Genomic DNA, 25,866 nt, shown 5'->3' with positions numbered 1-25,866 from the left:
TATACAGAACTGCCGTGACAGCAGTTCTGTATTTATCTGTTAATCAATGAACTTTTTACTGGAGTTCGTCTGCGCTATAGTAACCAGAGTCAATAAAAACTTTCTTGTAGTTGTCCTTGGTAACCATTATTGGTTCAAGAAGAAAAGATTTAACGACCTTTTTACCAGTGTTGTAGGAAGTAGTATCCATACGGGCACCTGGGATATTAGGCGTTTGATCTTTAATGATAGCGTCAGCCAATAAGATAGCTGCTTTGGCAAGTTGTCGTGTGTCTTTGAAAACAGTCATATATTGTTTTCCATCACGGATGTACTTAACAGAAGCCACTTCTCCATCTTGTCCAGTAACAACAGGAAGTTTTTCTGTGCTGTCATATTTAGCATCAGTCATACAAGCTTCAATAATGGCTCGAGCCAGGGTATCGTTAGGTGCTAGAACAGCATCAAGAACAACATCTTTGGCATCATTATTAAGAAGGTTTTCCATGCGAGCTTTTGCAACATCAGCTCTCCAGTTTTCTGTAGCTATTTTGGTAAAATTGCTCTTATCCATGGAAGACATTGGTGCTGGACCAACGACCTTTAAAACACCGCTTTCGATATAAGGTTTAAGAACAGACATTGCTCCATCAAAGAAGAAATTAGCATTATTGTCAGTTGGTGAACCGGCAAATAATGTGATGTACTTAGTTTGAGTAGCACTGTCTAATTTAAGACCTTCTACAATTCCTTTTCCCTGGAATTGACCAACCTTGAAGTTATCAAAGGTTATATAATAATCATAGTCTGCTGAATTGACGATAAGTCTATCATAGGCAATAACCTCGATTCCTTCTCTAGCCGCATCAGAAACAACAGAACCTACACCTTCATTTACAGATCCTATAACAAGAAGCTTCGCTCCTTTAGTAATAAAGTCCTGTATTTGCTGATTTTGTTTACTTTGATCAGCATCACCAAAGGCAACTTCTGCTTTATATCCCTTGGCTGTTGCTTCTTCAACGAGGGATGCCCCATCGTTCTGCCATCTTTCAACATGAGTTTCGGGCATAGCCAAACCAATGTCTAACATTCCTTCATTTTGTCCATTTCCATAGATCCCAGCCGTTAGAATCAAGGATAAACAGAAAGAACTTAGTAGAATTTTTTTCATTAAACCACTCCTTAACTTTCGTTATAACTAAATTGTACCTGCTGACTGACTTATCTCGATACAGGATTTATCTGATATTTCCTTGTCAATAATGAGGCATACCTGGTATTTTCCCTAATTATTCTGCACAAATTAGATATCAATATTGTGCTATACCAATTCAGAGGGATTAATACCTCTGTGTTTTTTAAAGATTCTACTAAAGTAATTCGGATCCTTATAACCAATTTGAAAAGCCACTTCTTTAATAGTCAACTTTTTATCTCTGATCAGATCAATAGCCCGATTAATACGGTAGTTATTAAGATAATCCACAAAGGTTGTATTCAATTGTTCTGAAAACAAATGGCTTAAATACCCAGAAGATATATGGCAGGCATCAGCCACCTTTCCCAGAAAAATAGAGGAAGTGTAATTGGCTTCAATATAATCCAGAGCATTACGTAGGGGTTTGCTTATCTTTAGACTACGATTATTCTGCCACATGGCATGGATGATTTCTAAACCATAGATATTCCATTGTTCCCATTGATCCTCAGTTTGGATAACCGCCATGTCATCACTTGGATTAACTAATTCCCTATCATAGGAAGGATCAAAGTACCTCATAGAAGAAAAGATCAGGATATAGCACTCGGTCATATGATTGATAAATAGGGAAAAGGGAACTCGTTCCCTTATATTCTGCTGGAAATCAACAAAGAATTGGTCAAACTTTTCCCATGAGTCTTGTTGAAGAAGAGAAAGGAGACAACGTAATTGATCCCGATACCAAGCCTGAAAGGGAAACCAGGGAGAATCATTCTTATAATGACGAATGGCTTCCAGATAAGCTTGGTTAATATCTTTATAGCTATAGTATCTGCCTTCCGTTATAATCCATTCATAGGGTGCAGAACCGGCTATTTCCTTAATCTTTTCTGTTGCACTTAAGGAATCGTTAGTCTCAGGAAGGAGAAAAATTAGTCTTTGTCCTACCAGAAGAGAGGGACAGGCACCATAGGCCATCATTCGGCTAGCCAGATCTTTAAGCAAAGCAAAAAGCCTTTCCTTATCCATATCCTTGTCTCTTTCGAAACCGACAAGAAGAATTTGGACTTTGTCAGTATTGATTCCTGTTAGTTTTTTAAACTGATTCCACATATCTACAGAAATATTGGACCACAGGGCTTTACTTAAGATCTTACGTATTGTTGATATTTGATTGTCATATTCTAATTGAGCTTTTTTTACACCTATACGGATCGATTCTCTTATACCATTTAGATAGATACTGACCTGTCCCATGGTTTGAAGAAAATTTTCTTTTCTTAAGGGTTTACTCAATTGAGCAAAAATATTCTCCTGCTTATTCTTTATGTTCGTAATGTCCTCTTCGGAGGATGTTAGTAAAATAAAAACAGTTTTGGGAAGAATATTTTTGATCTGACCAATGGGATCAATGCGGCTCATTCCTGGGAGATCCTGATTCATAATGATAAGATCCGGTTTTAACTCAGCACATAGTTCAGGAGATTCATAACAAGTTTGACCAGTGCCACAGATTTGAAAATATTTTGTATAATCACTGATCACATTTGTTATTGTGGATAGATCATCAACATCATTCTCAATAACTAATACGTGATAGATGGAATGCCCCCTGTTTTATTATAGGGAGGGAATTCCAAAATGATCTAGCTTTTTATAAAGTATATGCTCTTCTGATTGATCATGTTAGCCATATCGAAAGGAACTTCAGATTGAAAGCTGAGAAAACTAATCCTCTACAGAAACTTTTATCCATAGTACTATCAATATATGAACAGTATTTCTAAAGTAAACCTGAGCGATAAGAAGCTTACCTCTCTTATTCATAAAAACTTCGGCCCTCACATCAATATATTAAATGTAAAAGAAAATACCCAAGGTTGGTTTAATGCCTTATATGATATCTGCCTGGATAATGACCAAAAGGTGTTTCTCAAAATTGCACCACCTGATCATATCCCTGTTCTTCGGTACGAGCAGCAATTATTGATAACAGAAATCGAAGTTTTAGAATTATTGGCAAATTACCCCGATATCCCCTCCCCCAAAGTTCTATCGATCGATTTTGACAGAGAAGTTATTGATTCAGACTACTTCATCATGGAAAGTTTACCAGGCGAATCCCTATCCTCATGTCATCAAAGCTTTGATATAGAAACCCTTAAAAATATTGAACGGCAAAAAGGTCGAATTAATAGATCCCTTAATAAAATAACAGGTACTAATTTTGGAATGTATGGCAAGCAGCATAAGAAATATCAAACATGGGGGGAAGCCTTTCTGGAAATGGTTGATAATATCTTAGCCGATGCCTATGACTTCAAGGCAAAGCTCATTTGGCCGCAAACAGATATTAGGGAACTGTTTATTCAACACAAAAGTCTCTTTGATCAGGTTAAGGTTCCCTCTTTAGTACATTGGGATCTACATGATGGCAATGTAATGGTTAATGCAAGTGGTCAGATAACAGGTATCATAGATTGTGATAGAGCCCTATGGGGCGATGCCTCTATAGAATATTATTTCAACCAGATATACCCATCCTCGGATGACTTTTATTCGGGATATGGCATAGATAGGCCGAATTCAGAAGATTTCATCATTAAGAGGCAACTCTATGATTTATATCTTACCTTAATATTTGTTACAGAATGTGAATCAAGGAAGATTACAGATAAAGATCATAGGAGCTGGGCAAAGGATTGTTTATCTACCCAGCTCAAAAAACTATCTTAAGTATATCGATGTCGATTTTGATTCAGAATTAAAATATCTTTTAAATCTTCATGACCTTTGGCTTTGAGCCATTGCCCTTCAAATCGGGCATGCTGCATAACTTGAGCAATAGCAGCTAATGAACGGAGATGTAAATTACGACAATCCTTCGTTCCTAATAAAACAAATACGGCTTTGACGTTATTATGGAATTCATCAAAATAAATCCCTTCTCTTGCTCGTATCATCAGAACTTTCAAAGTATTTTTACCTTCAAAAATCATATGAGGGATAGCAACAAAGGAACTGATGGCAGTACTACTTTCTTCTTCTCTTTCCTTTAATAAGCTGACAATGTATTCTGGTGATAAGTCCGGCAGTAATTTGTCATGTATGGTGGTTGCAATGCTAAACCAGATATCCTCAATTTGAACATGTCCATCGACTTCCCAAAAGGCAGAGGTATCAATCACCTCATCTAGCTCATTGAGGATAATACCATCTCTGTCTTCTATAATTTTTCTTAATTCCGATCCTAATCCTTCCGTAACAAGGTCTTTATTGGTGATTCGTTCTACAAGATGAATTAATGCAGGAGAACTATGTTCCAAAGATCCTCTTCGAAGGAAGTATATAAAAACACCGACAAAAACAAACAATAAACTAATAAGAACAGGAACGATGCCCATATCTGCAATCAAAAAGATAAATACCATAATACCTAATATTTGTAACCAGGGATAAAAGGGACTGCGGTAAGACGGTCTATAATTGCTGACATTACTTTCTCTCATGATGATAACAGAGAGATGGGCAAATATATTGGATAATAAAATAACTGTAGAAGCAGCTTTAATTAGTAAGGTCAAATCTAACAGAACTGATATTCCAATCAGAAAACCTGTTAGAATAATAGCAACAAAAGGAGATTTTCCTCTTTTGGTTAACTTTGTCACCAGCTGGGGAAACATCCCATCCTGAGCTAAAGCGACAGGATATCTTGAAGCTGTGAGAATACCACCATTTGCGGTTGTAATAAAAGCCAGTAAGGAAGCTAAGGCTACTAAATAGAAGAGAACTTGTCCTCCCATCTTTTGAGCGGCTAAGGCGATGGGAGATAAGGAACCGGATAGCTCCTGAGAAGGAACAGTACCAACCACAACAAAAATAATGGTTCCATATAACAAGGTAACAATCACAGTAGCAGATATCAGACCAAGGGGAACATTCCGTTTAGGATGAATAACCTCCCCAGCAATACTGGCAGTGGTCAATATGCCGCCAAAGGAAACAAAAACAAAACCAGCTGTTGATATAAGAGAGTTAAATCCCTTCTCCATAAAAGGTCTATAAAAAGATAAATCGACTTGAGGAACCCCTTTCACAAAAAAACTAAGTAGTATCACGATTAACATAATGACAAGAGCGATTTGGAAACGAACAGCTTCTTTGACCCCAAATAAATTAATTATAGAGAAAAGCAAAGTTAACACTAATGCAGTAACACGCAAGTCAATAGCAAAAGCCAGGTATACCAATTCAGAGATACCTATGATAGCAAAGGCACTTTTTAGGGAAAGGGCTAACCAGCTTAACAACCCTGATACGGTTCCGAAAAGAGGACCTAAAGATCGGGATACATAAAAATAATCCCCCCCCACCATGGGCATGGCAGTAATTAATTCTGATAAGCTCAACACAGTGGTCAGGGCGATAAGGCCAGCGATCAAATAAGAGATGAATACAGCTGAGCCAGCATTAACATAGGCTAAACCAGGTAAGACAAATAGACCTGAGCTAATCATAGCTCCTGAAGAAATGCAGAAAATACTAACAAAGCCTAATGTTCTTTTCATCAACTACCCCTCTTACACATTGTAAAAAAAAGCATACCATAAAAGTTACATAAATTGAAAAAAGTCTGGGGAATAGCAACAACCTAACCCTGTTTTATTTAAGGGATTGGTCACACTAGAGACTGGCATCATGATCTCAATCGCCTTTTTTACTATCCTGTTTACTATGGTTAATAGTATCAATGATCTTATCTCTTTCTGAAGAGGGCAATCGAAGAATGTTTATTAATTGTACTAATACCTGCCAAAAAGAATAGGAGGGCTGTTCCTTTGAGTCATCCTCAATATTAAGGTTATAGTATTGTATATTCATATTTTTGATATCCTCATACTTAATAATCATTTTGTTACCTCTTATAGAGTTAAAAGATCCAGGACTATCCTTGTGAATTCTTTTTTTCATTGCATCCTTAAGAATAATTCTATCGAGCGATCCATCTTTATTAAGATGAAACTCCTCCAGGATACCTCTATAAAGGTAAGCAGAGTCTTTAAAATCCACTAAGCAGGTTATCTTAGTAATGTCTGCTTTTACATCTTTGGAAATGAGCCCTCTTAGATCATAAAACCAAGGAGTATTATAGGAAAAAGGAGAATCTTTATAGGGAAAGAGTTGAAGTACTATGATTTGTAAGAATTTACCAAACAGGAATGATGAGATAAATACACTCATAAAATAGATAGAAATAAGAACAGAACAGGCCTCCAGGATATCCAATTCATCCTGCACCAAATTACATCCTGTTAAAATCTTGATACTGATATCAACATTGATGGTATAGCCCATTAATCTGACTATTGATGTTCCTATTAGATGGATGAGTGTAGACAAGATGACAGCCAGTACAAAAGATCGATCTACTCCAGAATGTTCAACTGAAGTGTTTTCCTTCTTGTTAAAGGCATAAAGAAAGATATATCCCGGTAACAATAAACATATTAGATAAAATGCCGAAAACGCTATATTCATACTTTTTTAATTTGTTTTATGGTTATTTATTAGCTGTTAACAGCCTCTATTTTATATTTTTTACCTTTTGATGTTATTACCTTTGGTTCTTTATCACCACTGGTAATATATTCTGATAATTCCTTTCTCGCTTCCGAATCACTTAGGACTTTTTTAGCACTCTCGCTAATGATGGCTTTCATAAAACCCCCTATAATAATAAGTTACATCTAAATATTGGAAATATCAATAGCAATTCCCCAGAGGACAGTTTTTCAAGAGCCCCCCTCTAGGATCACCATTTCTTTGATTTTAACAGCTTTCTCAAAATGATCCAATTCATGAGTCTTAATCCACCAAGTAGCCGCCTCCATCAAAAGATCAGGATCATTGTTTTTATTAGCAAAAAAAGCATAAAAGGATAATCCAACATTATCCCCTTTAGCTTCGATCTTACTATTACAAACCTGTATTATTTTTTCTCTAAGTTGTGCTCTCAAATGGAATCCTTATTTAATTTCAATTCCAGACAAGATACCAAAGGTCTCTTGATAGGTATCATCATCAAAGTATGTCATTATCATGGCAACTACATTTCTATCGATCATTGTAACATAATACTGTTGATAAACATCAACTTGACCTAATTGAATAATTGTCTTAATTCCTTTGAACGTTACATCACTAAAAATAACGGGATCAATATCTTCAACACTAACATCCATTGCGGATTGTGCTAATAGACTCTTTACATTGAGAATATAATCATCAGAGTTTTTAATTCCAGGATACATGCTATTATCTTCTGCCATCAACATAACACTAGGATTCAATTTTTGTGGTGTTCCTAATGGATATTTGAATGAAGCTAAAGAAAAAATAGTAGTGCTTGCAGCAGTACTTTTAATGGCTTCTTTCATATTTTGATCATCACCAGAGAGGGTGTCGGCTCCCACTTCTTTAATATGATTTAATTCCTCTTCTCCTTGAAGATTCCAGTCTTCAGGAAATAGAAAGGAAATACCCAGGTCTTCATTGGTATACAAAGTACCCTTCAGAGTACCTGGAGAAGGCCTTTTACTCACCTTATTCTGTTCAGCATTAGTTGTTGTGCTACAAGAAATAAACCATAAACACAAAAATAGGGAAAAATAATATTTAATTTTCATCGCCTAACTCCTTTTAGATAATGATGTAATCTATCACAGTAGTCGGAAATACAGAAGTATCGTACTCTAGTTATTTAATTAAACCACCATGGAATATACACTTATAAACTTTTACAGAATTAAAGTATATACACTCATCCCCCTGGAACCATTCAAAGTCTCCTTCAATATGACAATAATAAGTAAAATGTCCCTTTTGATAGATTTCGGGGCCTCTATAGGGACGAGAAGGGCTCACTAAAGCTAGACATTCTTTGAGAAAATCACCTGAAAAATGGCCATCCAGTACATGACCTGAATAATTCATAGCCCAATAGGATATTGAGTTAAGATAGAGGACTTCCTCACCTATGAACTTTTCTCCACCAAAATAGGAATCCAGATAGGACAGATTCTCCTCTTCATAGAGTAAATCATGTGCTAAAGGTCTACAGGACTTTATTTCTGAACCATTCCCAGCATAGGTATTTTTCTTGGCAGTACATAGAAAATTCTTAATATCATCAAGATTCTCTGAACTGGCAGATTTATAGCTTTGGTAAGGATTGGGACCTTTCACAATATAATCAATGGGAATATTGAATAGATTACTCAACTCAATGAGATTGTTTATATCAGGAGTAGAATCATTATGTTCCCATTTTGCGATAGATTGTCTTGAGAGTCCTAACTTGTCAGCTAGCTGTTCTTGTGTGAATCCTATTTTAACTCGTAATTCCTGTATTCTTTTTCCGATATTCATATGTACTCCTAGGGAGTATTTTATATACTTTTCTTAATAGAACAATTAACTAGTAGGTTCTTTTAGGCAACTATCAGTTGCTAGAGAATTATCTTATATCCATACGAAGTCTAATCATATCACGACATTCTATTCCATTTTCATAAATAGGTTCTGGATAATTTCGACGGAAAAAATCAAAATCGATACCAACAATGCGAAATCCACACTTTTGGTATAAAAGCATTTGAATAGCTCCAGGATTACCTGTTCCTATCTCTATAGTTCTAATGTCTTTCAACTTCTTAATATCATCTATTACGTGTAAAATAAGTTGTTTGCCAATACCTTTATTCTGCCAGTCTTCTCTCACAGACAGATTCATTATTTCCATTGTGCCTTTTTTTGTGGTCATTATGAGTATAACAGCTACAATTTCATTCTCTATCTCGGTTACATAACAACTTCCTGTTTTCAGGTAACGACATACCAAGTCTTCATTGGGATCTGCTTGAAGTAATAAGGACATTGGGGGCTCTTCTATAGGAGAGAGCTTCCTTATTTTCCTGTTCATTAGCTTTTTCTGACAATATCTGGAATATGGTCCGTAATGATTTGGACCTTATCAGAAAGCTTCTGAGGAACGTTTTGTAAGGTATTACTTAGGACAAAAACCTTTTTATCGTAAGGCCATTCCTCAAAAGTTAGAACTTTTTCAAATGTATTTCGCCCCATGACTACAGCCATTCTAAATCTCCATTGTTAGACGCAATATAAACGATGTTTTTCACTTATCCTCCCAAATATTCAATTCATCAAGCTAAAAACAATTCTGGTTCCTGTCTTTCTTGACAATTGATATAAAGTTTTTGTCTGATATTAATACTCATTTCATCTTTTAATTCTCTTGCACTGAACGCACATGTTTTTATACAAGCACAACATCGTAAACAAAGATTACCATCTGTAATCAATGGATTATCCTTAGGAATAGCCCCTACAGGACATACATTTATACAGTCATGGCAATGTGTACATTTTGACTCATCCGTTATGATGACAACTTCATTCTTAGGATTCAATTCACGATAGGGACGATTACCGGGGACAACAATATCAGCTATCTTATCGATAGGACTATTCTTAATCTTTTTGCCAAACTCTCTAGCGATGTTAAGGTCTTGAATATCCGGTCGACCCGGGGCTATTGGATGAGCATCATCAGAAAGGGAATGTTCTCCGATAAAGGCAGAAGCGCCTATAATATGACCACCTTTGAGTGCCACCATATCCTTAAGCTCTAGTAAAGCATCATCAAAGGCTCTATTACCATAAACAACAACCAGTACGCATAGGCAATGATCAAGTTTGACTGATTTTAATCTATCAACAAAATCAGTAGGTAAACGTCCTGCATACACTGGAGCACCTATCAAAACAATTCCTTCAACAGAAGAGTTCAATGCACTATGGGTTATATCCAGTTGTTTATAGTCTTTTCTGTCCATACCTTCCGCGATGGCCGTCAGTATTTGTTTGGTAGTTCCAGTAGGTGAGAAATAAATAGTACTTATTGATTCCATTCTTAATAATACTTCCTATATAAATCTATTTATCAATAAATAGTAGATTGATCCTATTAGTTTTAACATATTATAAAGATCTTTACAAAACATAACCTCCCCGTTAAGGAAGGCCTATGTATTGAATACAATCATAACTAATAAGACTATACCAAGTCATTTTTATATGGGTATTTATCTTAATAGAGGAAGAGAACCTGTATAGCGAGCCACCTTTTTATTAGAACCGACAATGGCTATTCCACTATAAGATACATTATCAGGCGATATTTTCGAAATATCTTCCTTATAGGAATCATAGTCTCTACTTCTTTGAGCTACTTCAGTAAAAGGAATGAGAGTGAGATCATCTTCTAATCTCGCTGTAGAAACAATCTCTTTTATCTTATCACCAGTAGCTGATAAAATGGGAATATTTAGGCTTGTTATTCCAGCATACTCATTACCCTGAGCGTCATTAACCGTTTCCCGAACAATTTCTGGAAAGGTTCGACCTAATGATATACCCAATACGGAAGCGGTATTTGTTATTAGCCCTATGGGCAAATTGTTATTTATTATTATGGCTATCTTCATGACAGGAATATAAATAAGACGGCAAAAACATTCTTGTAAAAATGTGCGCTACCTTTTTAAGTACTGACTGGGAGTTAATCCTGTATAAGCTTTAAAGACCTTAGTGAAATGACTTTGATCATAAAATCCACAAATTAAAGCGACATCCACCAGATCTTGTCCGTCATTTAGTAGTTTTTTAGCCTGTTCCATTTTCTCTATTGTATCTAGCTTTTTATGTCCAATACCAAAAAGCTTACGAGTGAAACGATAACGTTGGAAACGGCTTAACTTGGCAGGTTTAATATGAGGATCTCTACCCCTATGTAATAGATTCTCACCCCACTTGGAATCTAAAGGAGAACTACTATTATACAGAAGAAGTTTCAATCTCTTGGTATGATTCCTAATTTCTTTCTTTGTTTTTAATAATATGAAAGGATCAATGAAATCAAATAGTGTAGCCGAATCCATTCTACCAATTCTCGGATTGGTCCAATCCCCTATTTGTTCATCCAGATATTCAATAGGTAAGTAAAGGACAACAAAACTAAAAGGGTTATTCTCATCAGGGGAACACAAATGGGGAATACCTGAAGGAATAGCCACAAACTGATTTGACTTTAATTCCCCTTCAAAAGTACCTATTGAGACTCTCGTAGAACCATGGAGAACATAACTTAACGACCAGGTTTGATGAATATGAGTGTGCCTTGAATACTGATCTCGTCCCCATTTAAGTTCAACATCCGGATAGTAAGGATTATGTGTTAGACCTATATTTAAAGGCAGGACATTTTCCATCGTTTTAAAATATATAAAAAAAACAGGAAAATCTATAGTCTTATTTGGTTTTACTTTCATATAAGTAGACCTCACTTACAAGACAAAAAGAAAGAGGTCTTAAGAAGCTACCTTATAATAGGGACAACATAAATGATCTAAATATTTTACCACAGAAAAACTGTTATCAGGTATAATCAACGAGAGAAATTTGATATTGATGTGGTAGAACTCATTTTACAAGGAATAACAACTAATAAATCGTAAAAACCTTAAAGTACAATTTTAACATACCTAACGGGAGGTATCTAATATGACCAACCAACATTGTTCATCACCAGCAATATTACTTATAGGGTTACTCATAGGATCATTAAGTATCATATTGTCAGGCTGTCAACACAGCTCTAAGAATATGGAAGATACAAAGAATAAAACATCTTCAGCACAACTTATTCAAGCTATTGTGGAAGAAGCACAAATACCAGCATTTGCCTATGTGATTATAAATAACAATAAAATCATGGACATGAAAGCAATAGGAACAACAGTACACCAGGGTGAACAGCCAGTGACCCTAGACAGTGCTTTTCACATTGGTTCAAACACTAAGTCCTTTACAGCTCTTTTGGCGGGAATAGGGGTTGACCGAGGCTTGCTAAATTGGGAAAGTAACATAGGAGATGAACTTTCTGAGATTTTTTCAGAGATTCCCCAGCCCTACAAGACCATCACACTAAGACAACTACTGAGCCACTCTTCTGGGGTGCCTTCTATCCCACCGAACAAACAATGGTTAGGATATTTTAGCTCCCATGCACCTTCACCAGAACAACGAAAACAGATGATAACTGATACTTTTACATTAGACATCCGTTTTGATCCTGGTACCAAGAGTGAATACTCAAACATGGGAGTGGTTATCGCGGCAACAATGATAGAAAGAGCCTTTGGAACAAACTGGGAGGATTTAGTTGTTCAGCTCATATTTACCCCCCTTTCAATTGACTCTGGTGGTTTTGGACCTCCAGCATTGGATAAAGGTGTCGAAGAACCCTGGGGACATCGAGAGAAAGCAATTTCACCTCAATCGATATATGCCGATAACCCTCGTGGTTTAAATCCGGCTGGACGGATTCACATGAGTATCCGTGATTCAGCTCAGTACGCTCAACTTTGGCTTAACAATGGCACTCCTTTGGTTTCAAAGGAAGTTTTTGAAGAAATCACTAGTGTTCATATGGATAACTATGCTCTTGGTTGGATTCGTATAGAACAAGACCCCCATTACATTTTAACACATGATGGATCAAACAGTAATTTCTATTCACGCTTTACCCTCATACCAGATGAAGGATTTGGTCTTGTTCTACTAGCCAATAAAGGAGATCTTACCCAGGTATTTGATAAAATTCAACAGATCATAATATCAGATTATAGATAATTCCCAGTGTAGTTTTATATTCATATATTAGACCATCCCACACCTATAAGACCTCAAGCCAAATATTAAGTAATCCCTTACTCTCTGGTGCAACTCTACAGGTTCAAACAGTTCAATATTATCCCCCATTCCACAAATAAAATGAACAACCATCCCTAGGTTAGGGAAGATTCCCTGGTCTAAAAGCCTTTAATATTGGAAAATCCTTAAACACAGTTACCTTATGACCCCCTGAAAAAAGAGGATCATTGTTATCTCGATTAATCCCCTCATGGAATAATGTTTCCCAAAGATCCATCAACTTATCCTGACGATCGAAAAACTGAATTTCTCTAGTAGAGATTATGTTCTTATTATTTTTATATTCCCAATGTATCATAACAGGAGATCACTGACATACAGTTGTCAATAGACCTTGCTGAGATTACTTTATGAAACGCACAACAAAAAAAGACACTACTATTTCTATATAATAGATAACTTTATCGATTGAGAAATCGTTTTTATTACAGCAGAATTATATAGTTAACGACTACTTTCACCCAATAAGGATTACAAACTCACACTCATCAGTTCCATAATGGGGATTAAGATAACATTTAATTTACTGAGCAAGGCATCCCTCTCTTGCCAGTATCAGATAAATGAAGGAAGAGACATCAAAAACTCAATCAATAGCCATACTAAGTAATATGATGACCTGATAATTCAAATGAGACAAAACAGTCTATTTCACAAGTGCTTCATACATAGAGAAATAAAAAAGCAACAAGACCTGGTAGTAAGTACAAAGCTAAGAGCTTAAACAATTTCTTTAGAACCTTTTGCTTCGTATTGAACCAAGAAGGTAGACTATTCTTCATCCTTGACTGTCATTCAATCTATCAATATTCATATAAAATTGAAGGCCTATGTTCTCATAAGAGATCAGAAGAGTCTCTAAGCACAGCAATACAATCTTAGATATACCAGAAGAAGATACTAACATTAAATAAAATCTACCTTGCGATGATAGACAGATGGAGAAGAAAATAAAGTTAAGGCTGTTAGCAATAGGGAATACAGAGAGGAACATAATAGAGCTATATTGATAAGTAGAATAGTAGTGTTAAACATGTTCCTATCTCTAAAAACTAAGCCTTCTCTCTTGTATAGTAGTTCTTATATATAATATTAAGCTGTCTATTGAACTCATCATCAACGATATCCTGATTCACTTTCTTTTTCTTAGCCCAGGCACTACGCATAATAGAGAAAAAGATAGTAGGAACAAGAACAAAGAAATAATCACATAAGGAAGTGCTTAATTTATCCTTATCTAAGTCATAGCCTCTATGGGCCAAAACATCTTTGCGTATGGACTCATTGATCTCTTCCCAGAAATCAAAGAGGGATATATCCTTGTTGTTAGATTTAAGGGCTTCTGATATAAGTATGGTAAACTCATCTTTGTGAGTCATGAAAACTTTCATGCCAGCCTTCATTTCTTCATTTGTCCAATACATGGCATCTTCACTATCAACATTATGAAAGACTTCAGTAAACATTGTTTTGATGTTTTCTTTGAACCGTTCCATAATTGCATCCAAGATAGACTGTTTACTGGGAAAATTGTAATAAATCAAAGCCTTACTGATATCACACTTGGTTGATATATCAGCTACTCTTGTTGCAGTATAACCATTTTGTGCAAAGAGCTTACAAGCATTATCTAGTATTTTTTTCTTAGTAACTTCTGAATCACCAGCCATCGGCTTTCCCCTTGATTAATTATATCTAGTATTTTACTGAACTATAGCTTATTTTTCCTTTGCAGTAAATGAGGAAATAGAATCACCCTATCCCTTCATTGAACAGTAAAACATAGCTTGTCCCATCTAGCAACAATATGAGAATGAGTCCTCCAGACTAACTATAAATTCTCCATTTTAAAAGATCCAATTAGTTCGGATTACTTGCGGAAAATCGACTATATAAGGAACTTCCCATTAGCTGAAGTATTACTTAATACCTGTAAATCTATATCAGTATATAAATTATTCCTTCTATGCTTATCCTCTCTCTTTTTTTTAAGTGTAATTGAGGAGATACACGGATATCAAACAAACACAAACTTTTCCTTGTTAGACTTTGAAAAGGGATAGTAAAATAAACAAATAATAAGTCATACAAGGAATATTCATGAAGATCAGCCCGACTTTACATCATTTGCTGACCTATCTACTGTTCTTTTTCATTATAATTCTACTTCCCTCCTGTTCTATAGGCAAAGATACCACCAGCAAAGATCATAAAGAACCATCTCTTATTCTTGGCTTTTCTCAAATTGGTGCAGAAAGTAGTTGGCGGACTTATAACTCAGAATCAATAAAAATGGCAGCTGAAGATCAAGGAGTTCAACTCCTCTTCGAAAATGCAGAGCAAAAGCAGGAGAAGCAGATCAAAGCCATCCGTTCTTTTATAGTCTATCAGGTAGATGTGATTGCTTTTGTACCCATTGTAGCCGACGGTTGGGATAACGTTCTCAGGGAAGCGAAAGCAGCAGGTATTCCTGTTCTCATTACCGATCGTAAGATAGTAACTAAGGATCCTTCCCTCTACGCAGGATTCGTGGGTACAGATAGTTATCAGGAAGGACGGGAAGCTGGAAAGTTCCTCTTAAATAAATATAAAGAACAGGATTCCCGGGATACTATAAGAATTGTTGAGATATCCGGAACAGAAGGGGCCTCCTGCGTAATAGATAGAGCCAATGGCTTTCGCCATGAGTTAGAAGGGCATAAAGGTTTCCAGATAGTACATACAGAATCGGGGGACTTCCTTCGTTCCAAGGGGTATGAGATCATGTCCCGGATCCTTGATAATATCGAAAATATTGATGTCCTTTATAGTCATAACGATGGGATGACCTTAGGAGCTATTGATGCCATAAAAGAAAAGAACATCCGTCCGGGCACTGATATCACAATTATCACCATTGATGCAGAACAAGCAGCTATTGACGCTCTTAAAAAAGGTGAGGTGAATTGTGTTATTGAATGTAATCCAGAAACAGGTCCGGTCATAATGGATCTGGCGAAACAATTGGCTAATGGAGAAACCATACCCCGCCTTATTCATATGAATGAAGGAGTCTTTAAGGAAGGGGATGATCTAAGCAAACTGCCTCCCAGAGGCTATTAGGATGAGCCGTTTTGTTCTCCTTGTAGAAAGGCTGCTTCCTTTTCTCAAATCCTATAGTATTAAGAAGAAAATCAAAAACTCCTATGTGATTATCATTTCCTTATTACTTATACCCTCTATCATCAGTGTAGCTAGCGTAGTACTGCAAACCCTGCGTTATGACAAAATCATTACTAATGTCAGTAAAACAAACCAACTCAATCAAATCGTCAAAACCAGCATAACCAATGAGATCTGGGATATCTTTTCAGGAAAGAAAAAGTTTGGTCAGGGAGAGCAATATCTAATCCTTAATGACATTAATCGACGTTTGGAGGACATACTACAGACAACTCAGGTCCAAAAAAACAGAGAAATGCTAGCCGTTGCCCAAAGAGCAGTTAAAACACTCAAGCAATACGTTGACCGTATGGGCCTACAAATAGAGCAAAAATATCCTGTGGCGGAAAATGAGCAAATACTTGATGAAATCCGGAGTGTTTCCGCTTTGGTATCTGATGTACTGCAGGATTTCATTGTCCTTGAGATAGAATCTACAGCTGCAATTAATGAGAATATCAAAGAATCGACTAAGATAATTGTTCTATTCCAGTTGATCATCCTCCTGTTAGTAACCTTATATGCAATCTTTGCCCAAAGGTCAGTAGCTCTCAATATCAATAGCCCCATACAAAATCTAGAAAAGATGTCCCAACGCATTGCCGAAGGAGATCTTAACATTCGGATGCCCCTTCCCCAGGTAAAAGAACTGGACTTACTAACAGAAAACCTGAACGTTATGGCTGTCCGTATCCAAGAGCTCATACAAAGCAATATAGAAGAACAACGGAATCGTCAAAAATCAGAAATGAATGCCCTCCAGGCCCAGATCACACCCCATTTTTTATACAATACTTTAGATACCATCATCTGGTTAGCAGAAGCTCAGCAGCATGATCAGGTGATTGATATAACAAGAGCCTTTTCCAATTTCTTTCGCATTTCCCTTAGCAAAGGGGAAGATTGGATCACAGTAGGTGAAGAGTTGGAACATGTTCGGTCCTACCTAACCATTCAAAAGATCCGCTACCGGGACATCCTCGATTATCAGATCAGTTATGATCCCCAGATGGCAGATTATCCCATAATCAAGCTACTACTCCAACCTATAGTAGAGAATGCTCTCTATCATGGGATCAAGAATAAAAGATCAAAAGGCTCCCTTATAGTTAAAGGATGGATGGATGACAATAACCTTTACTTTCAGGTAGAGGACAATGGAAAGGGGATGACACAAGAAAGACTCCACCAGATTCTAAAACAAATGGCTGATGGAATAACAACAGAATCCAGGCATGACATCTATGGTCTCTACAATGTGAGCAAACGCCTGGAACTTTTTTATAATAAAAAAGCCCATATACAAATAGAAAGTGAAAACAATAAGGGAACAAAAGTACTCTTTTCTGTGCCCTTAGGGAGGGATAATGTATAAAATCTTATTAGTCGATGATGAAATTGTTATACGTGAAGGTATCCGTAATAACATTGATTGGCAGAGCACAGACTTTACCCTGGTGGGTGAAGCTTCTGATGGAGAGACAGCACTGCCCTTATTAGAAGATCTAAAACCTGACATATTGCTCACAGATATCAGAATGCCCTTCCTTGATGGTTTATCCCTGGCTCGTATGGTAAAGAGCAACCATCCCTCCATTAAAATCATCATCCTATCAGGACATGATGAGTTCCAATATGCCAAAGAAGCCATAGCCATTGGAGTCGAGGATTACCTACTCAAGCCCTTTAGTTCTACCGAATTACTTCAAACCCTTAATCAGGTAGCCCAGCAAATACAGACAGAAATAGAGCAGCAAAATGATATCAAGAGCCTTCGACAGCAGATTATCCAAACAACCATCATCAGACGGGAAGAATGGCTTAATGATCTGGTGGCGGGACTTATCCCTTTTACCAATGCTGTAGAGCAATCTAAAGAAATGGGTATCGATCTCATTGCCAAAAAGTATGTCATTACAATCATTGATCTGAATGCCCAGGAAGGGTATTCCCAAGAACTCATCCAGACAAGACTCATGCTCAAAAAAGTGCTCAGAGACCTCCAGGACACAATCATATTCTCCCAGGGAGCTGAACGTCAGATACTACTTATAAAGCAAAGAACCTCTATTGATATCAGGGATCGTCTGGAAGTCATTCTTAATGAGATCCAGCAAAAGGTAGGGAAAAACAGCCATTGCCAACTCATTATAGGAAGGGGAACACCTGTGGATCGCATAACAGAGCTTCCTCTCTCCTACGAAGGAGCTCTCAGGAATCTAGGGGATGACCAGCTGATCCCTCACTCAGACAGGGAAGTCTTATCACTAATCCCGATCAAAGCGGCCAAGTTAGGAGATAAACTACCTTATATCCAGGGAAAAGACGTTGATGAACTCATTAAGGGTTACAAGGAGTTCCTCGAATCCATTCCCGGCCATTCCAGCTTTATATGCAATTATTTATTAGGTTCCCTATTAGTGACAGCCTCTGAAATGATCGTAGATATGGGTGATAATCCAGAAGAGATTATTCCCGGTTATCTACAAAAGGAAAGGCAACAATCTATAGTGCAGAGCAAAGATCAGTTCTGTCATCACATCCAGGAACTAATTCTCACCATAACCAGATACAGAGATTCCCATGATAAACACAAACACTACTCCCTTGTGCAGAGGGCCAAACGCTTCATTGATGGGCAATATACAGATACCAATCTATCTCTTCACATGGTGGCGGAGTTTGTTAAAGTGAGCCCTAACCACTTCAGTACAGTGTTTGCTCAGGAAATGGGAGTCACTTTTATTGAATATGTCACTAACATGCGCATCGATCGGGCTAAGTATCTATTATTAACGACAGACAAGCGAAGTAGTGATATTGGATACGAAGTAGGCTTTAGTGATCCCCATTACTTTAGTTTTATCTTCAAAAAAACGACCTCCATATCTCCTAGAGAGTTCAGATCAGAAAAAAACACAACTCTCACGTAAAATATCTAACCTTTTGAAAAACTAAGGAAAAACTTGAAATAATTACCAGAAAATATCTCATGTACGGATTAGAAAAGCGGGCTTAGCCTATTCTTCTAAATCCTTAAGGAGGGATACTAATGAAAAGAAAGATTATTCTTTCAATGGGACTAATGGTGCTCTTATGCACAATGGTCTTTGCTAATGGACAAAAAGAAGCAGCTTCACAAGGGGATGGTCTTATTACGGTCGGCTATGCCCAGGTGGGAGCAGAATCTGATTGGAGAACTGCCAATACAGAATCATTTAAAAGTACCTTTGTGGAAGCTAATGGGTACAAACTCATATTTGACGATGCCCAGCAAAAACAGGAAAACCAAATCAAAGCGATAAGGAACTTCATCCAACAAGACGTGGACTATATTGTAGTAGCTCCAGTTGTGGAAACAGGATGGGAAACAGTTCTTAAGGAAGCCAAAGAAGCGGGAATCCCTGTTATCTTATCTGACAGACAAATGGATCTCTCTGATGATAGTCTTTACACAGCTTGGGTTGGTGGTAACTTCCTCAAAGAAGGTCAAGATGCTATCAAATGGCTTAATGACTATGTGAAAAAAGAAGGAAGAGCCAATGAAGAGTTAAACATTGTTCTTCTTCAAGGAACCATTGGATCTTCTGCTCAGGTAGGAAGAACAAAGGGTGTTACAGAAGGTTTGGCCAAAAATCCAAAGTACAAACTATTAGCGAAACAAACTGGTGAATTTACCCAGTCTAAGGGTCAGGAAGTAATGGAATCCTTCCTAAAAGCTTATCCTGATATTGATGTTGTTATCGCTGAAAATGACAACATGGCCTTCGGAGCTATTGATGCTATCAAGGCTGTAGGTAAAGTTCCTGGTGAAGATATCATTATCATCTCCTTTGATGCGGTTAAGGAAGCTTTTAACCGAATGGTAGCTGGTGAAATAAACTGTGATGTGGAATGTAATCCCTTACATGGACCACGTGTAGCGGAAATCATCCAAACCTTGGAAAACGGGGGAACTGTCGACAAAATCATGTATGTCAAAGAAGATGTCTTTGATACATCTAACGCAGCAGCCATGCTTCCTACACGTAAATACTAATATTTAAAAGAGGATAGAGCCGAGACCTTCGGCTCTATCTGCCTTCCTCTTCAAGGAGACACTCATGACAAAAGAAATCCAACCCGTCCTACGCATGGTAAATATCAGTAAAACCTTTCCTGGCGTTAAAGCCTTGTCTAATGTGGACTTCACCCTTAATGCTGGAGAGATCCATGCCTTAATGGGGGAAAACGGGGCTGGTAAAAGTACTCTGATCAAAGTGCTTACTGGGGTTTGTACAATGGAAGAAGGTTCCATTTTACTGGAAGGACAAGGGAATCCCGTCTTTCCCCATAATCCCGGGGAGGCTCAGAAATTAGGAATCAGCCCTGTTTATCAGGAAGTTAATCTCTGTCCTAACATCTCAGTGGCAGAAAACATATTTATAGGACGTCACCCTCTTAACCTAATAGGCGGTGTTAACTGGAAAAAAATGAACCAACAAGCTCAATCCATATTGAAAGCCGTTGGTTTAGACAATATAGATGTAACAAAGAATCTGGGGGAATACTCCGTAGCTATTCAGCAAATGGTAGCCATTGCCAGAGCTATAGACTTTCAATGTAAAGTTCTCATTCTAGATGAACCGACCAGTTCTTTAGATGAATTAGAAGTTCAAAAACTATTTGAAGTGATGAAAAATCTAAAAGAAAGGGGTGTAGGAATTATTTTCGTCACCCACTTTTTAGAACAGGTGTATGAGATATGCGACACCATAACCGTATTAAGAAATGGTGAACTTGTAGGGCGATATTCTGTACAGGAACTACCTCGGGTACAACTGGTAGCCAAAATGCTGGGCCACGATTTTGACGACCTGGCCTCCATCAAGCAGGAAGAACAGGAATTAGAAGAGACAAACACCCAACCCCTTATGGTTAAAGCAATTGGTCTAGGGAAGAAAGGAACTATAAAGCCCTTTGATCTACAGATTCATAAAGGGGAAGTCATAGGATTAACCGGCCTTTTAGGTTCAGGACGTTCAGAACTGGCCAGATCCCTTTATGGGGCAGACCAGCCGGATCAGGGAGAATTATACTACAAAGACCATCCTCTCAAAAGTATGGCCCCTATTGATTCTATGAAGCAGGGAATGGCCTTCCTTCCGGAAGATAGAAAGGAAGAAAGTATCATCGGGGACCTGACAATCAGGGAAAACATGATCATTGCCCTTCAGGCCAAGACGGGAGTCTTCCGTTTATTACCCAGAGATAAACAAAATGAACTATCAGAAAAGTTCATCAAAGCTCTTAAAATCAAAGCTCCTTCTCCGGAAACCCTAGTCAATCAACTATCAGGAGGGAACCAGCAAAAGGTCATCCTGGGTCGTTGGTTAATAACCAATCCAGACTTTCTCATCCTTGATGAACCAACCAGAGGGATCGATGTGGGTACAAAAACAGAAATCCAGAAGCTGGTATTAAAGTTAGCCAAGGAAGGGATGACCATTATGTTCATCAGTTCCGAAATCGATGAAATGCTCCGTACTGTCAATCGTCTCTGTGTCTTAAGGGATGGTCAAAAAGTAGGAGAGCTCAATAATAAAAATCTTGATCAACAAGCTGTTCTGTCAGCCATAGCAGGAGGAGCCCATAGTGAACAATACAGTAAAAACTAAATTCCAGGACATCCTAAGGAAGCCCTTATTTCTTCCCCTCTTTGCCTTGGGATTAATGCTCATAATCAATGTGATCATTACCCCCTCCTTCTTCAAAATATCTATCCAGAATGGAGTGCTCTATGGGTATCTCATTGATATCATTAACAGAGGTTCTGAACTCTGTATCATGGCCGTAGGGATGACGTTGGTTGTCGCCTCCTCTCGGGGGGCAGATATATCCGTAGGAGCCGTAGCCGCTGTAGCTGGTGCCGTTTGTGTCCGCCTACTGGGATCCAGTTATGAAGCCTATGCCGTTCCTATGATTGTGGCTATACTCCTTTGTCTATTAGCAGGAGCCTTATGCGGAGCTTTTAATGGCTTCCTTGTTGCTAATCTAAAAATCCAGCCAATGGTTGCAACTTTGATCCTATTTACAGCAGGAAGGGGGATGGCACAGCTCATAAGTGCCAGGGAAATCGGTGATAAGATGGTTCCAGGACAAATACTCTATGTGAGAATGGAGTCCTTCAAAAACATTGGAGGCTATCTCCCCCATATAGTGGTCCCTACGCCCGTCTTTATAGCGGTGGCCTTTGTGCTCATCACCTGGCTCATTCTGAAGAAGACAGCCTTAGGACTCTATATACAATCTGTAGGAATCAATCCTAAAGCGGTTCGGCTGGTAGGAATCAACTCCACCCTGATCATCTTCTTGACCTATGTTTTCTGTAGCTTTGCCTCAGGACTGGCGGGGCTCATTGCAGCAAGCCGTATCTATTCTAGTGATGCCAACAATATCGGTCTCTATATGGAACTGGATGCCATTCTCGCAGTGGCCCTAGGAGGTAATAGCCTAGCCGGGGGAAAGTTCAGTTTAGCAGGATCCGTTATAGGCGCCATTACCATACAAGCCTTAACCACAAGCCTGTATGCAATGGGGGTCACAGCAGACCAATTACCCGTGTATAAGGCTATAGTTGTAGTTCTCATCGTGGCCATCCAATCGGAAGAGCTCAAGCGTTGGAGAGTACAATGGAAGGTCAGACAGCAAAAACTCAAGGAGGCAGCCTAATGCCAAGCCTGACAAAGCTTAAAAGTGTTCGTTCCCGATTGGGAGGGAACAACTTTCTCCTTACAGTAACAATCTCGATGTTTGTCCTTATGTATCTAGTGGGAATGGTTGTGTATGAACAGCAGAACTTCGGCACCATGCAGACCTTTTTTAATATGCTTATGGATAATGCCGGTCTTATTATTGCCGCCTCAGGTATGACCTTGGTACTCATCACAGGAGGTATTGATATCTCTGTAGGCTCCGTTGTTGGAGTCGTTTGTATGATGCTGGCCGATTTAATGGAAAACAAAGGAATGGGAGCCTACCCGGCCATCTTCCTTGTCCTCGTGTTTGGAATTATCTTTGGCGCTGTCCAGGGTTGGCTCATATCCTATTTAAAACTCCAGCCTTTCATCGTAACCTTGGCAGGATTATTCTTTGCCAGAGGGTTAACAGCTATGATTAGTGTGGAACAAATCGCCATCACTAATGAACATTTTCTCGGTATGGCTCATAAAAGCATCAAAGTATTCTTTGGAGCTGTTGTCAATAAACGGGGTATAAAACTCTATCCCTTTGTTCACCCTAATGTCATCATCGCCTTGGTGGCTATGCTTAGTGTTTGGTATATATGCCGTTATACCAAATTCGGTCGTTCTCTGTTTGCCATTGGAGGTAACGAACAATCAGCCCTTCTCATGGGACTGAATGTAAAGCGGATTAAGCTTTTAACCTACACTCTCAATGGCTTCCTGGCAGCTCTCGCAGGAGTGGCCTTCTGCCTCAATACGGTTAGTGGTTTTGTTGAACAGGCACGAGGTTTTGAAATGGAAGCCATAGCCTCTGCGGTTATAGGAGGCACCCTTCTCACAGGTGGGGTGGGAACAGTGATAGGAACCTTTTTTGGTGTTTTGATAAAAGCCACGATAGAGACCTTCATCCGTTGTGATGGAACCCTTTCCTCCTGGTGGAACAAGATCGTCTTATCAGCCCTTTTGTGTTTCTTCATTGTTCTTCAAAGTGTCTTTACTTATATCAAAAACAAGAAAAACCAAAGTATCTAGTCTCCTTCTCCTTCCCTTCGGGGGGGGAGTTATTTATTGAGGGAACGAATATAATCCTTCCCGTCATCCTTAATGATTCTGGAAGTGGGAAAGATACCCTTTAACCTTTGATAGGACTTATCATCGTACACCACAATGTCTTTAATCTTTTCCCGATATTTAAGAAATAGTTCCAGATAATCAATATCTGAACTGGGAAAGCCATAACCGATAAAGTTGATCTCATCCGTTAGTTCCAGACAGGAGAGAGTCTTATTCCACAGGGAATTAAAAAAGCTTCCCGATAAGAACTTAAGCTTGCTAAAAGACATAGGAACAAATAAGGGGGTGTCATTAAGGTGAATCAAACGTCCTGATTCATCTTCCAAGTCCACCTTATACACATTGTTTAAACTAATCACCTGAGAAGAAGGTGCTAGAAACCAATTGAAGGATCCATGAAGTTTATGATACTCAAAGATTAAGGGACAGGAATCTTCAGGAGAGGTGAGCTTAGTCTGACTATAGGATTGGAGAGGAATCCCGTAATCAATATTCCATACAGCATTCTTTTCTGTATAGAGGAGTTTTTCCAATAAAAGATCATAGTTAAAACTAATGATGAGACCATTACGATGTTCATTAGGCCCGGAGGCTGAATAGCAATTACTTTCTAAAAAAGAGATCAAGTCTTCCTTAAAATCATCCCTCACAGCAAAATCACTACTATTTAACTTAAAACTGATAAAATTAATCAGTTGAGACTCAAGAACCTTATATTGCAGTTCCTCGGCTTTATTGCGGAAAAAAGGCTTGGATAATACCAAATGGCAGAGAGATTCAAAACTATCCAGAGCCCCACCGGAAAGGGCAATGTTGTTCAGATGATAATCCTTAAGTTCCTTATATTCAGACTGAGTCGATTCAATAAGCTGATCATTGAGATCTTTTATGGTCTGCATACCGGGGCACACGGATTTTGAAAATCCAGAACCAAGAATATAGGCTTTATTGTAACTGAGCATATCTCTATTATAGTTTATACTATTAATTATGGAAGCCTATTCACGTCCTCCCCAGAATAAATATAAAAGCCTCATTCAGGAAATATGGTATACCCATATTGATAAAGAGGAAGATATCCCCCGACAGGATATGATTATCCCCAGAGGTTACATTAACTTAGTCTTTAATTTTGGTGATCCCTACTACTGGTTAAGAGAACAAATCCCCCAGAAACTTCCTCCTATTCTCCTCACAGGTCAACTAACAGGACAGACTATTATCAAGTACGGAAATTTCGTTGACCAGATAGGCCTAGTCATCAAAGCCGCAGGATTTTATCCTCTCTTTCATAGACCGGATAGCTTATTTAAAAACATCATCATTGATGGGTCCCACAGGGAATGGAGACTTGACCCCCTTTACCAGGAGCTTATAAAACAGCCTTCCTATGAAGAAAGGTACAAGAGTATCCATACCTGGCTGGAACAAGTGACAAAAGGTCAGGAGATACCTGACAAACTCAATACCATTCTTAAGGATATGGACCAATTGGATCAAAGAGGATCTATACAAGATTTAGCTCTTAAGCATAATTATTCCCAAAGCGGTTTAGAACGATTTTTTAAAAAGTATGTGGGAATGACCCCTAAGGAGTACCTTGGGATTGTCCAATTCAAGAAGACCCTGGGCTCCTATAATAGTATGGACATGGTTGACTTCTACTATGATCAATCCCATTTTACAAAAGTCTGTCACCGTTACACAGGAAGAGCGCCAAAACAATTATGGGAGGAATCCCAGGAGATCACCCTACGCTACCTATTGAATAACGCCGATTTTTTACAATCCAAAGAAGGAGAATATGAATAATTTATTATTCCGCAA

25 protein-coding genes are annotated in these 25,866 nt (G+C 38.1%); 10 read left to right on the top strand and 15 right to left on the bottom strand.

The genetic code is table 11. The annotated features are described in order from the left end of the window. Window positions 1-55 precede the first annotated feature (55 nt). The gene (locus K345_RS0117655; protein WP_028975289.1) at window positions 56-1,153 is read right to left on the bottom strand and encodes a substrate-binding domain-containing protein; all 1,098 of its coding nucleotides are present in this window, start codon (window positions 1,151-1,153) and stop codon (window positions 56-58) included. A gap of 150 nt (window positions 1,154-1,303) precedes the next feature. Further along, a complete protein-coding gene (locus K345_RS0117650; RefSeq protein ID WP_281169347.1) occupies window positions 1,304-2,767 on the bottom strand; it encodes a response regulator transcription factor in 1,464 nt (487 codons plus the stop codon). 186 nt (window positions 2,768-2,953) lie between these two features. On the opposite strand from K345_RS0117650, the gene K345_RS0117645 reads away from it, so the two are divergent. Further along, window positions 2,954-3,919, top strand: coding sequence for a phosphotransferase family protein (locus K345_RS0117645; protein ID WP_028975287.1), 966 nt, complete (start codon window positions 2,954-2,956; stop codon window positions 3,917-3,919). Here the strand turns inward: K345_RS0117645 and K345_RS0117640 are convergent. The 11 genes from K345_RS0117640 to K345_RS0117590 form a co-directional block, all read right to left on the bottom strand. Next, window positions 3,916-5,754, bottom strand: a complete 1,839-nt coding sequence (locus tag K345_RS0117640; protein ID WP_037573068.1) for an amino acid permease — start codon at window positions 5,752-5,754, stop codon at window positions 3,916-3,918. The two genes, K345_RS0117645 and K345_RS0117640, sit on opposite strands and share 4 nt — an antisense overlap. A 136-nt stretch (window positions 5,755-5,890) precedes the next feature. After that, window positions 5,891-6,724 carry a hypothetical protein gene (locus K345_RS21730; RefSeq protein WP_156888463.1) on the bottom strand — a complete coding sequence of 278 codons (834 nt, stop codon included), beginning with the start codon at window positions 6,722-6,724 and terminating at the stop codon, window positions 5,891-5,893. A gap of 29 nt (window positions 6,725-6,753) precedes the next feature. Beyond that, window positions 6,754-6,906, bottom strand: a complete 153-nt coding sequence (locus K345_RS23245; RefSeq protein ID WP_156888462.1) for a hypothetical protein — start codon at window positions 6,904-6,906, stop codon at window positions 6,754-6,756. A 72-nt stretch (window positions 6,907-6,978) separates the two neighbouring features. Continuing rightward, on the bottom strand, window positions 6,979-7,203 hold the full coding sequence (locus tag K345_RS0117625) for a DUF6500 family protein (RefSeq protein WP_028975285.1): 225 nt from the start codon (window positions 7,201-7,203) through the stop codon (window positions 6,979-6,981). A 9-nt stretch (window positions 7,204-7,212) separates the two neighbouring features. Further along, the gene (locus K345_RS0117620) at window positions 7,213-7,872 is read right to left on the bottom strand and encodes a hypothetical protein (RefSeq protein ID WP_028975284.1); all 660 of its coding nucleotides are present in this window, start codon (window positions 7,870-7,872) and stop codon (window positions 7,213-7,215) included. Between the two features lie 70 nt (window positions 7,873-7,942). After that, complete coding sequence (locus tag K345_RS0117615) at window positions 7,943-8,614, bottom strand: DUF5680 domain-containing protein (RefSeq protein ID WP_028975283.1); 672 nt, start codon at window positions 8,612-8,614, stop codon at window positions 7,943-7,945. An 88-nt stretch (window positions 8,615-8,702) separates the two neighbouring features. Beyond that, window positions 8,703-9,122, bottom strand: a complete 420-nt coding sequence (locus tag K345_RS0117610) for a GNAT family N-acetyltransferase (RefSeq protein ID WP_211227919.1) — start codon at window positions 9,120-9,122, stop codon at window positions 8,703-8,705. Between the two features lie 44 nt (window positions 9,123-9,166). Then, window positions 9,167-9,340, bottom strand: coding sequence for a dihydrofolate reductase family protein (locus K345_RS23240; protein WP_156888461.1), 174 nt, complete (start codon window positions 9,338-9,340; stop codon window positions 9,167-9,169). 68 nt (window positions 9,341-9,408) lie between these two features. Then, a complete protein-coding gene (locus tag K345_RS0117600) occupies window positions 9,409-10,176 on the bottom strand; it encodes a flavodoxin domain-containing protein (protein ID WP_028975281.1) in 768 nt (255 codons plus the stop codon). A 174-nt stretch (window positions 10,177-10,350) separates the two neighbouring features. Beyond that, the gene (locus K345_RS0117595) at window positions 10,351-10,752 is read right to left on the bottom strand and encodes a DUF2000 domain-containing protein (RefSeq protein WP_028975280.1); all 402 of its coding nucleotides are present in this window, start codon (window positions 10,750-10,752) and stop codon (window positions 10,351-10,353) included. A 48-nt stretch (window positions 10,753-10,800) separates the two neighbouring features. Continuing rightward, on the bottom strand, window positions 10,801-11,595 hold the full coding sequence (locus tag K345_RS0117590; protein WP_028975279.1) for an AraC family transcriptional regulator: 795 nt from the start codon (window positions 11,593-11,595) through the stop codon (window positions 10,801-10,803). Window positions 11,596-11,827: 232 nt separating this feature from the next. On the opposite strand from K345_RS0117590, the gene K345_RS0117585 reads away from it, so the two are divergent. Then, the gene (locus K345_RS0117585; RefSeq protein WP_028975278.1) at window positions 11,828-12,958 is read left to right on the top strand and encodes a serine hydrolase domain-containing protein; all 1,131 of its coding nucleotides are present in this window, start codon (window positions 11,828-11,830) and stop codon (window positions 12,956-12,958) included. Window positions 12,959-14,091: 1,133 nt separating this feature from the next. Here the strand turns inward: K345_RS0117585 and K345_RS22635 are convergent. Then, the gene (locus K345_RS22635) at window positions 14,092-14,709 is read right to left on the bottom strand and encodes a TetR/AcrR family transcriptional regulator (protein WP_028975277.1); all 618 of its coding nucleotides are present in this window, start codon (window positions 14,707-14,709) and stop codon (window positions 14,092-14,094) included. 430 nt (window positions 14,710-15,139) lie between these two features. Between K345_RS22635 and K345_RS0117570 the strand changes: the two genes are divergently transcribed. From K345_RS0117570 to K345_RS0117540, 7 genes are all read left to right on the top strand, one after another. Next, window positions 15,140-16,141, top strand: a complete 1,002-nt coding sequence (locus K345_RS0117570; RefSeq protein WP_053228443.1) for an ABC transporter substrate-binding protein — start codon at window positions 15,140-15,142, stop codon at window positions 16,139-16,141. 1 nt (window position 16,142) lies between these two features. Then, entirely contained in the window at window positions 16,143-17,615 is a 1,473-nt protein-coding gene (locus K345_RS0117565) for a sensor histidine kinase (protein ID WP_028975275.1), read from the top strand. After that, complete coding sequence (locus tag K345_RS0117560) at window positions 17,608-19,173, top strand: response regulator (RefSeq protein ID WP_028975274.1); 1,566 nt, start codon at window positions 17,608-17,610, stop codon at window positions 19,171-19,173. Before K345_RS0117565 ends, K345_RS0117560 begins: the two co-directional genes overlap by 8 nt. A gap of 119 nt (window positions 19,174-19,292) precedes the next feature. Further along, on the top strand, window positions 19,293-20,279 hold the full coding sequence (locus K345_RS0117555) for an ABC transporter substrate-binding protein (RefSeq protein ID WP_028975273.1): 987 nt from the start codon (window positions 19,293-19,295) through the stop codon (window positions 20,277-20,279). A 64-nt stretch (window positions 20,280-20,343) separates the two neighbouring features. After that, on the top strand, window positions 20,344-21,897 hold the full coding sequence (locus K345_RS0117550) for a sugar ABC transporter ATP-binding protein (RefSeq protein WP_028975272.1): 1,554 nt from the start codon (window positions 20,344-20,346) through the stop codon (window positions 21,895-21,897). Then, window positions 21,875-22,951 carry an ABC transporter permease gene (locus K345_RS0117545; RefSeq protein WP_028975271.1) on the top strand — a complete coding sequence of 359 codons (1,077 nt, stop codon included), beginning with the start codon at window positions 21,875-21,877 and terminating at the stop codon, window positions 22,949-22,951. The genes K345_RS0117550 and K345_RS0117545 overlap by 23 nt, the downstream gene beginning before the upstream one ends. Next, window positions 22,951-23,997: an ABC transporter permease subunit gene (locus K345_RS0117540; RefSeq protein ID WP_028975270.1), complete on the top strand. Its 1,047-nt coding sequence runs from the start codon at window positions 22,951-22,953 to the stop codon at window positions 23,995-23,997. Before K345_RS0117545 ends, K345_RS0117540 begins: the two co-directional genes overlap by 1 nt. A 29-nt stretch (window positions 23,998-24,026) precedes the next feature. Here K345_RS0117540 and K345_RS0117535 read toward each other — a convergent pair whose 3' ends face one another. Next, window positions 24,027-25,001: a hypothetical protein gene (locus K345_RS0117535; RefSeq protein WP_028975269.1), complete on the bottom strand. Its 975-nt coding sequence runs from the start codon at window positions 24,999-25,001 to the stop codon at window positions 24,027-24,029. A gap of 28 nt (window positions 25,002-25,029) precedes the next feature. Here K345_RS0117535 and K345_RS0117530 point away from each other — a divergent pair, with 28 nt between their 5' ends. Then, window positions 25,030-25,851, top strand: coding sequence for a helix-turn-helix domain-containing protein (locus K345_RS0117530; protein WP_028975268.1), 822 nt, complete (start codon window positions 25,030-25,032; stop codon window positions 25,849-25,851). Window positions 25,852-25,866 lie beyond the last annotated feature (15 nt).

Source organism: Spirochaeta cellobiosiphila DSM 17781, assembly GCF_000426705.1.
Classification (GTDB): domain Bacteria; phylum Spirochaetota; class Spirochaetia; order DSM-17781; family DSM-17781; genus Spirochaeta_E; species Spirochaeta_E cellobiosiphila.
Note: the sequence above shows the minus strand (reverse complement) of the source record. Positions and strands in the feature narration are given on the sequence as shown.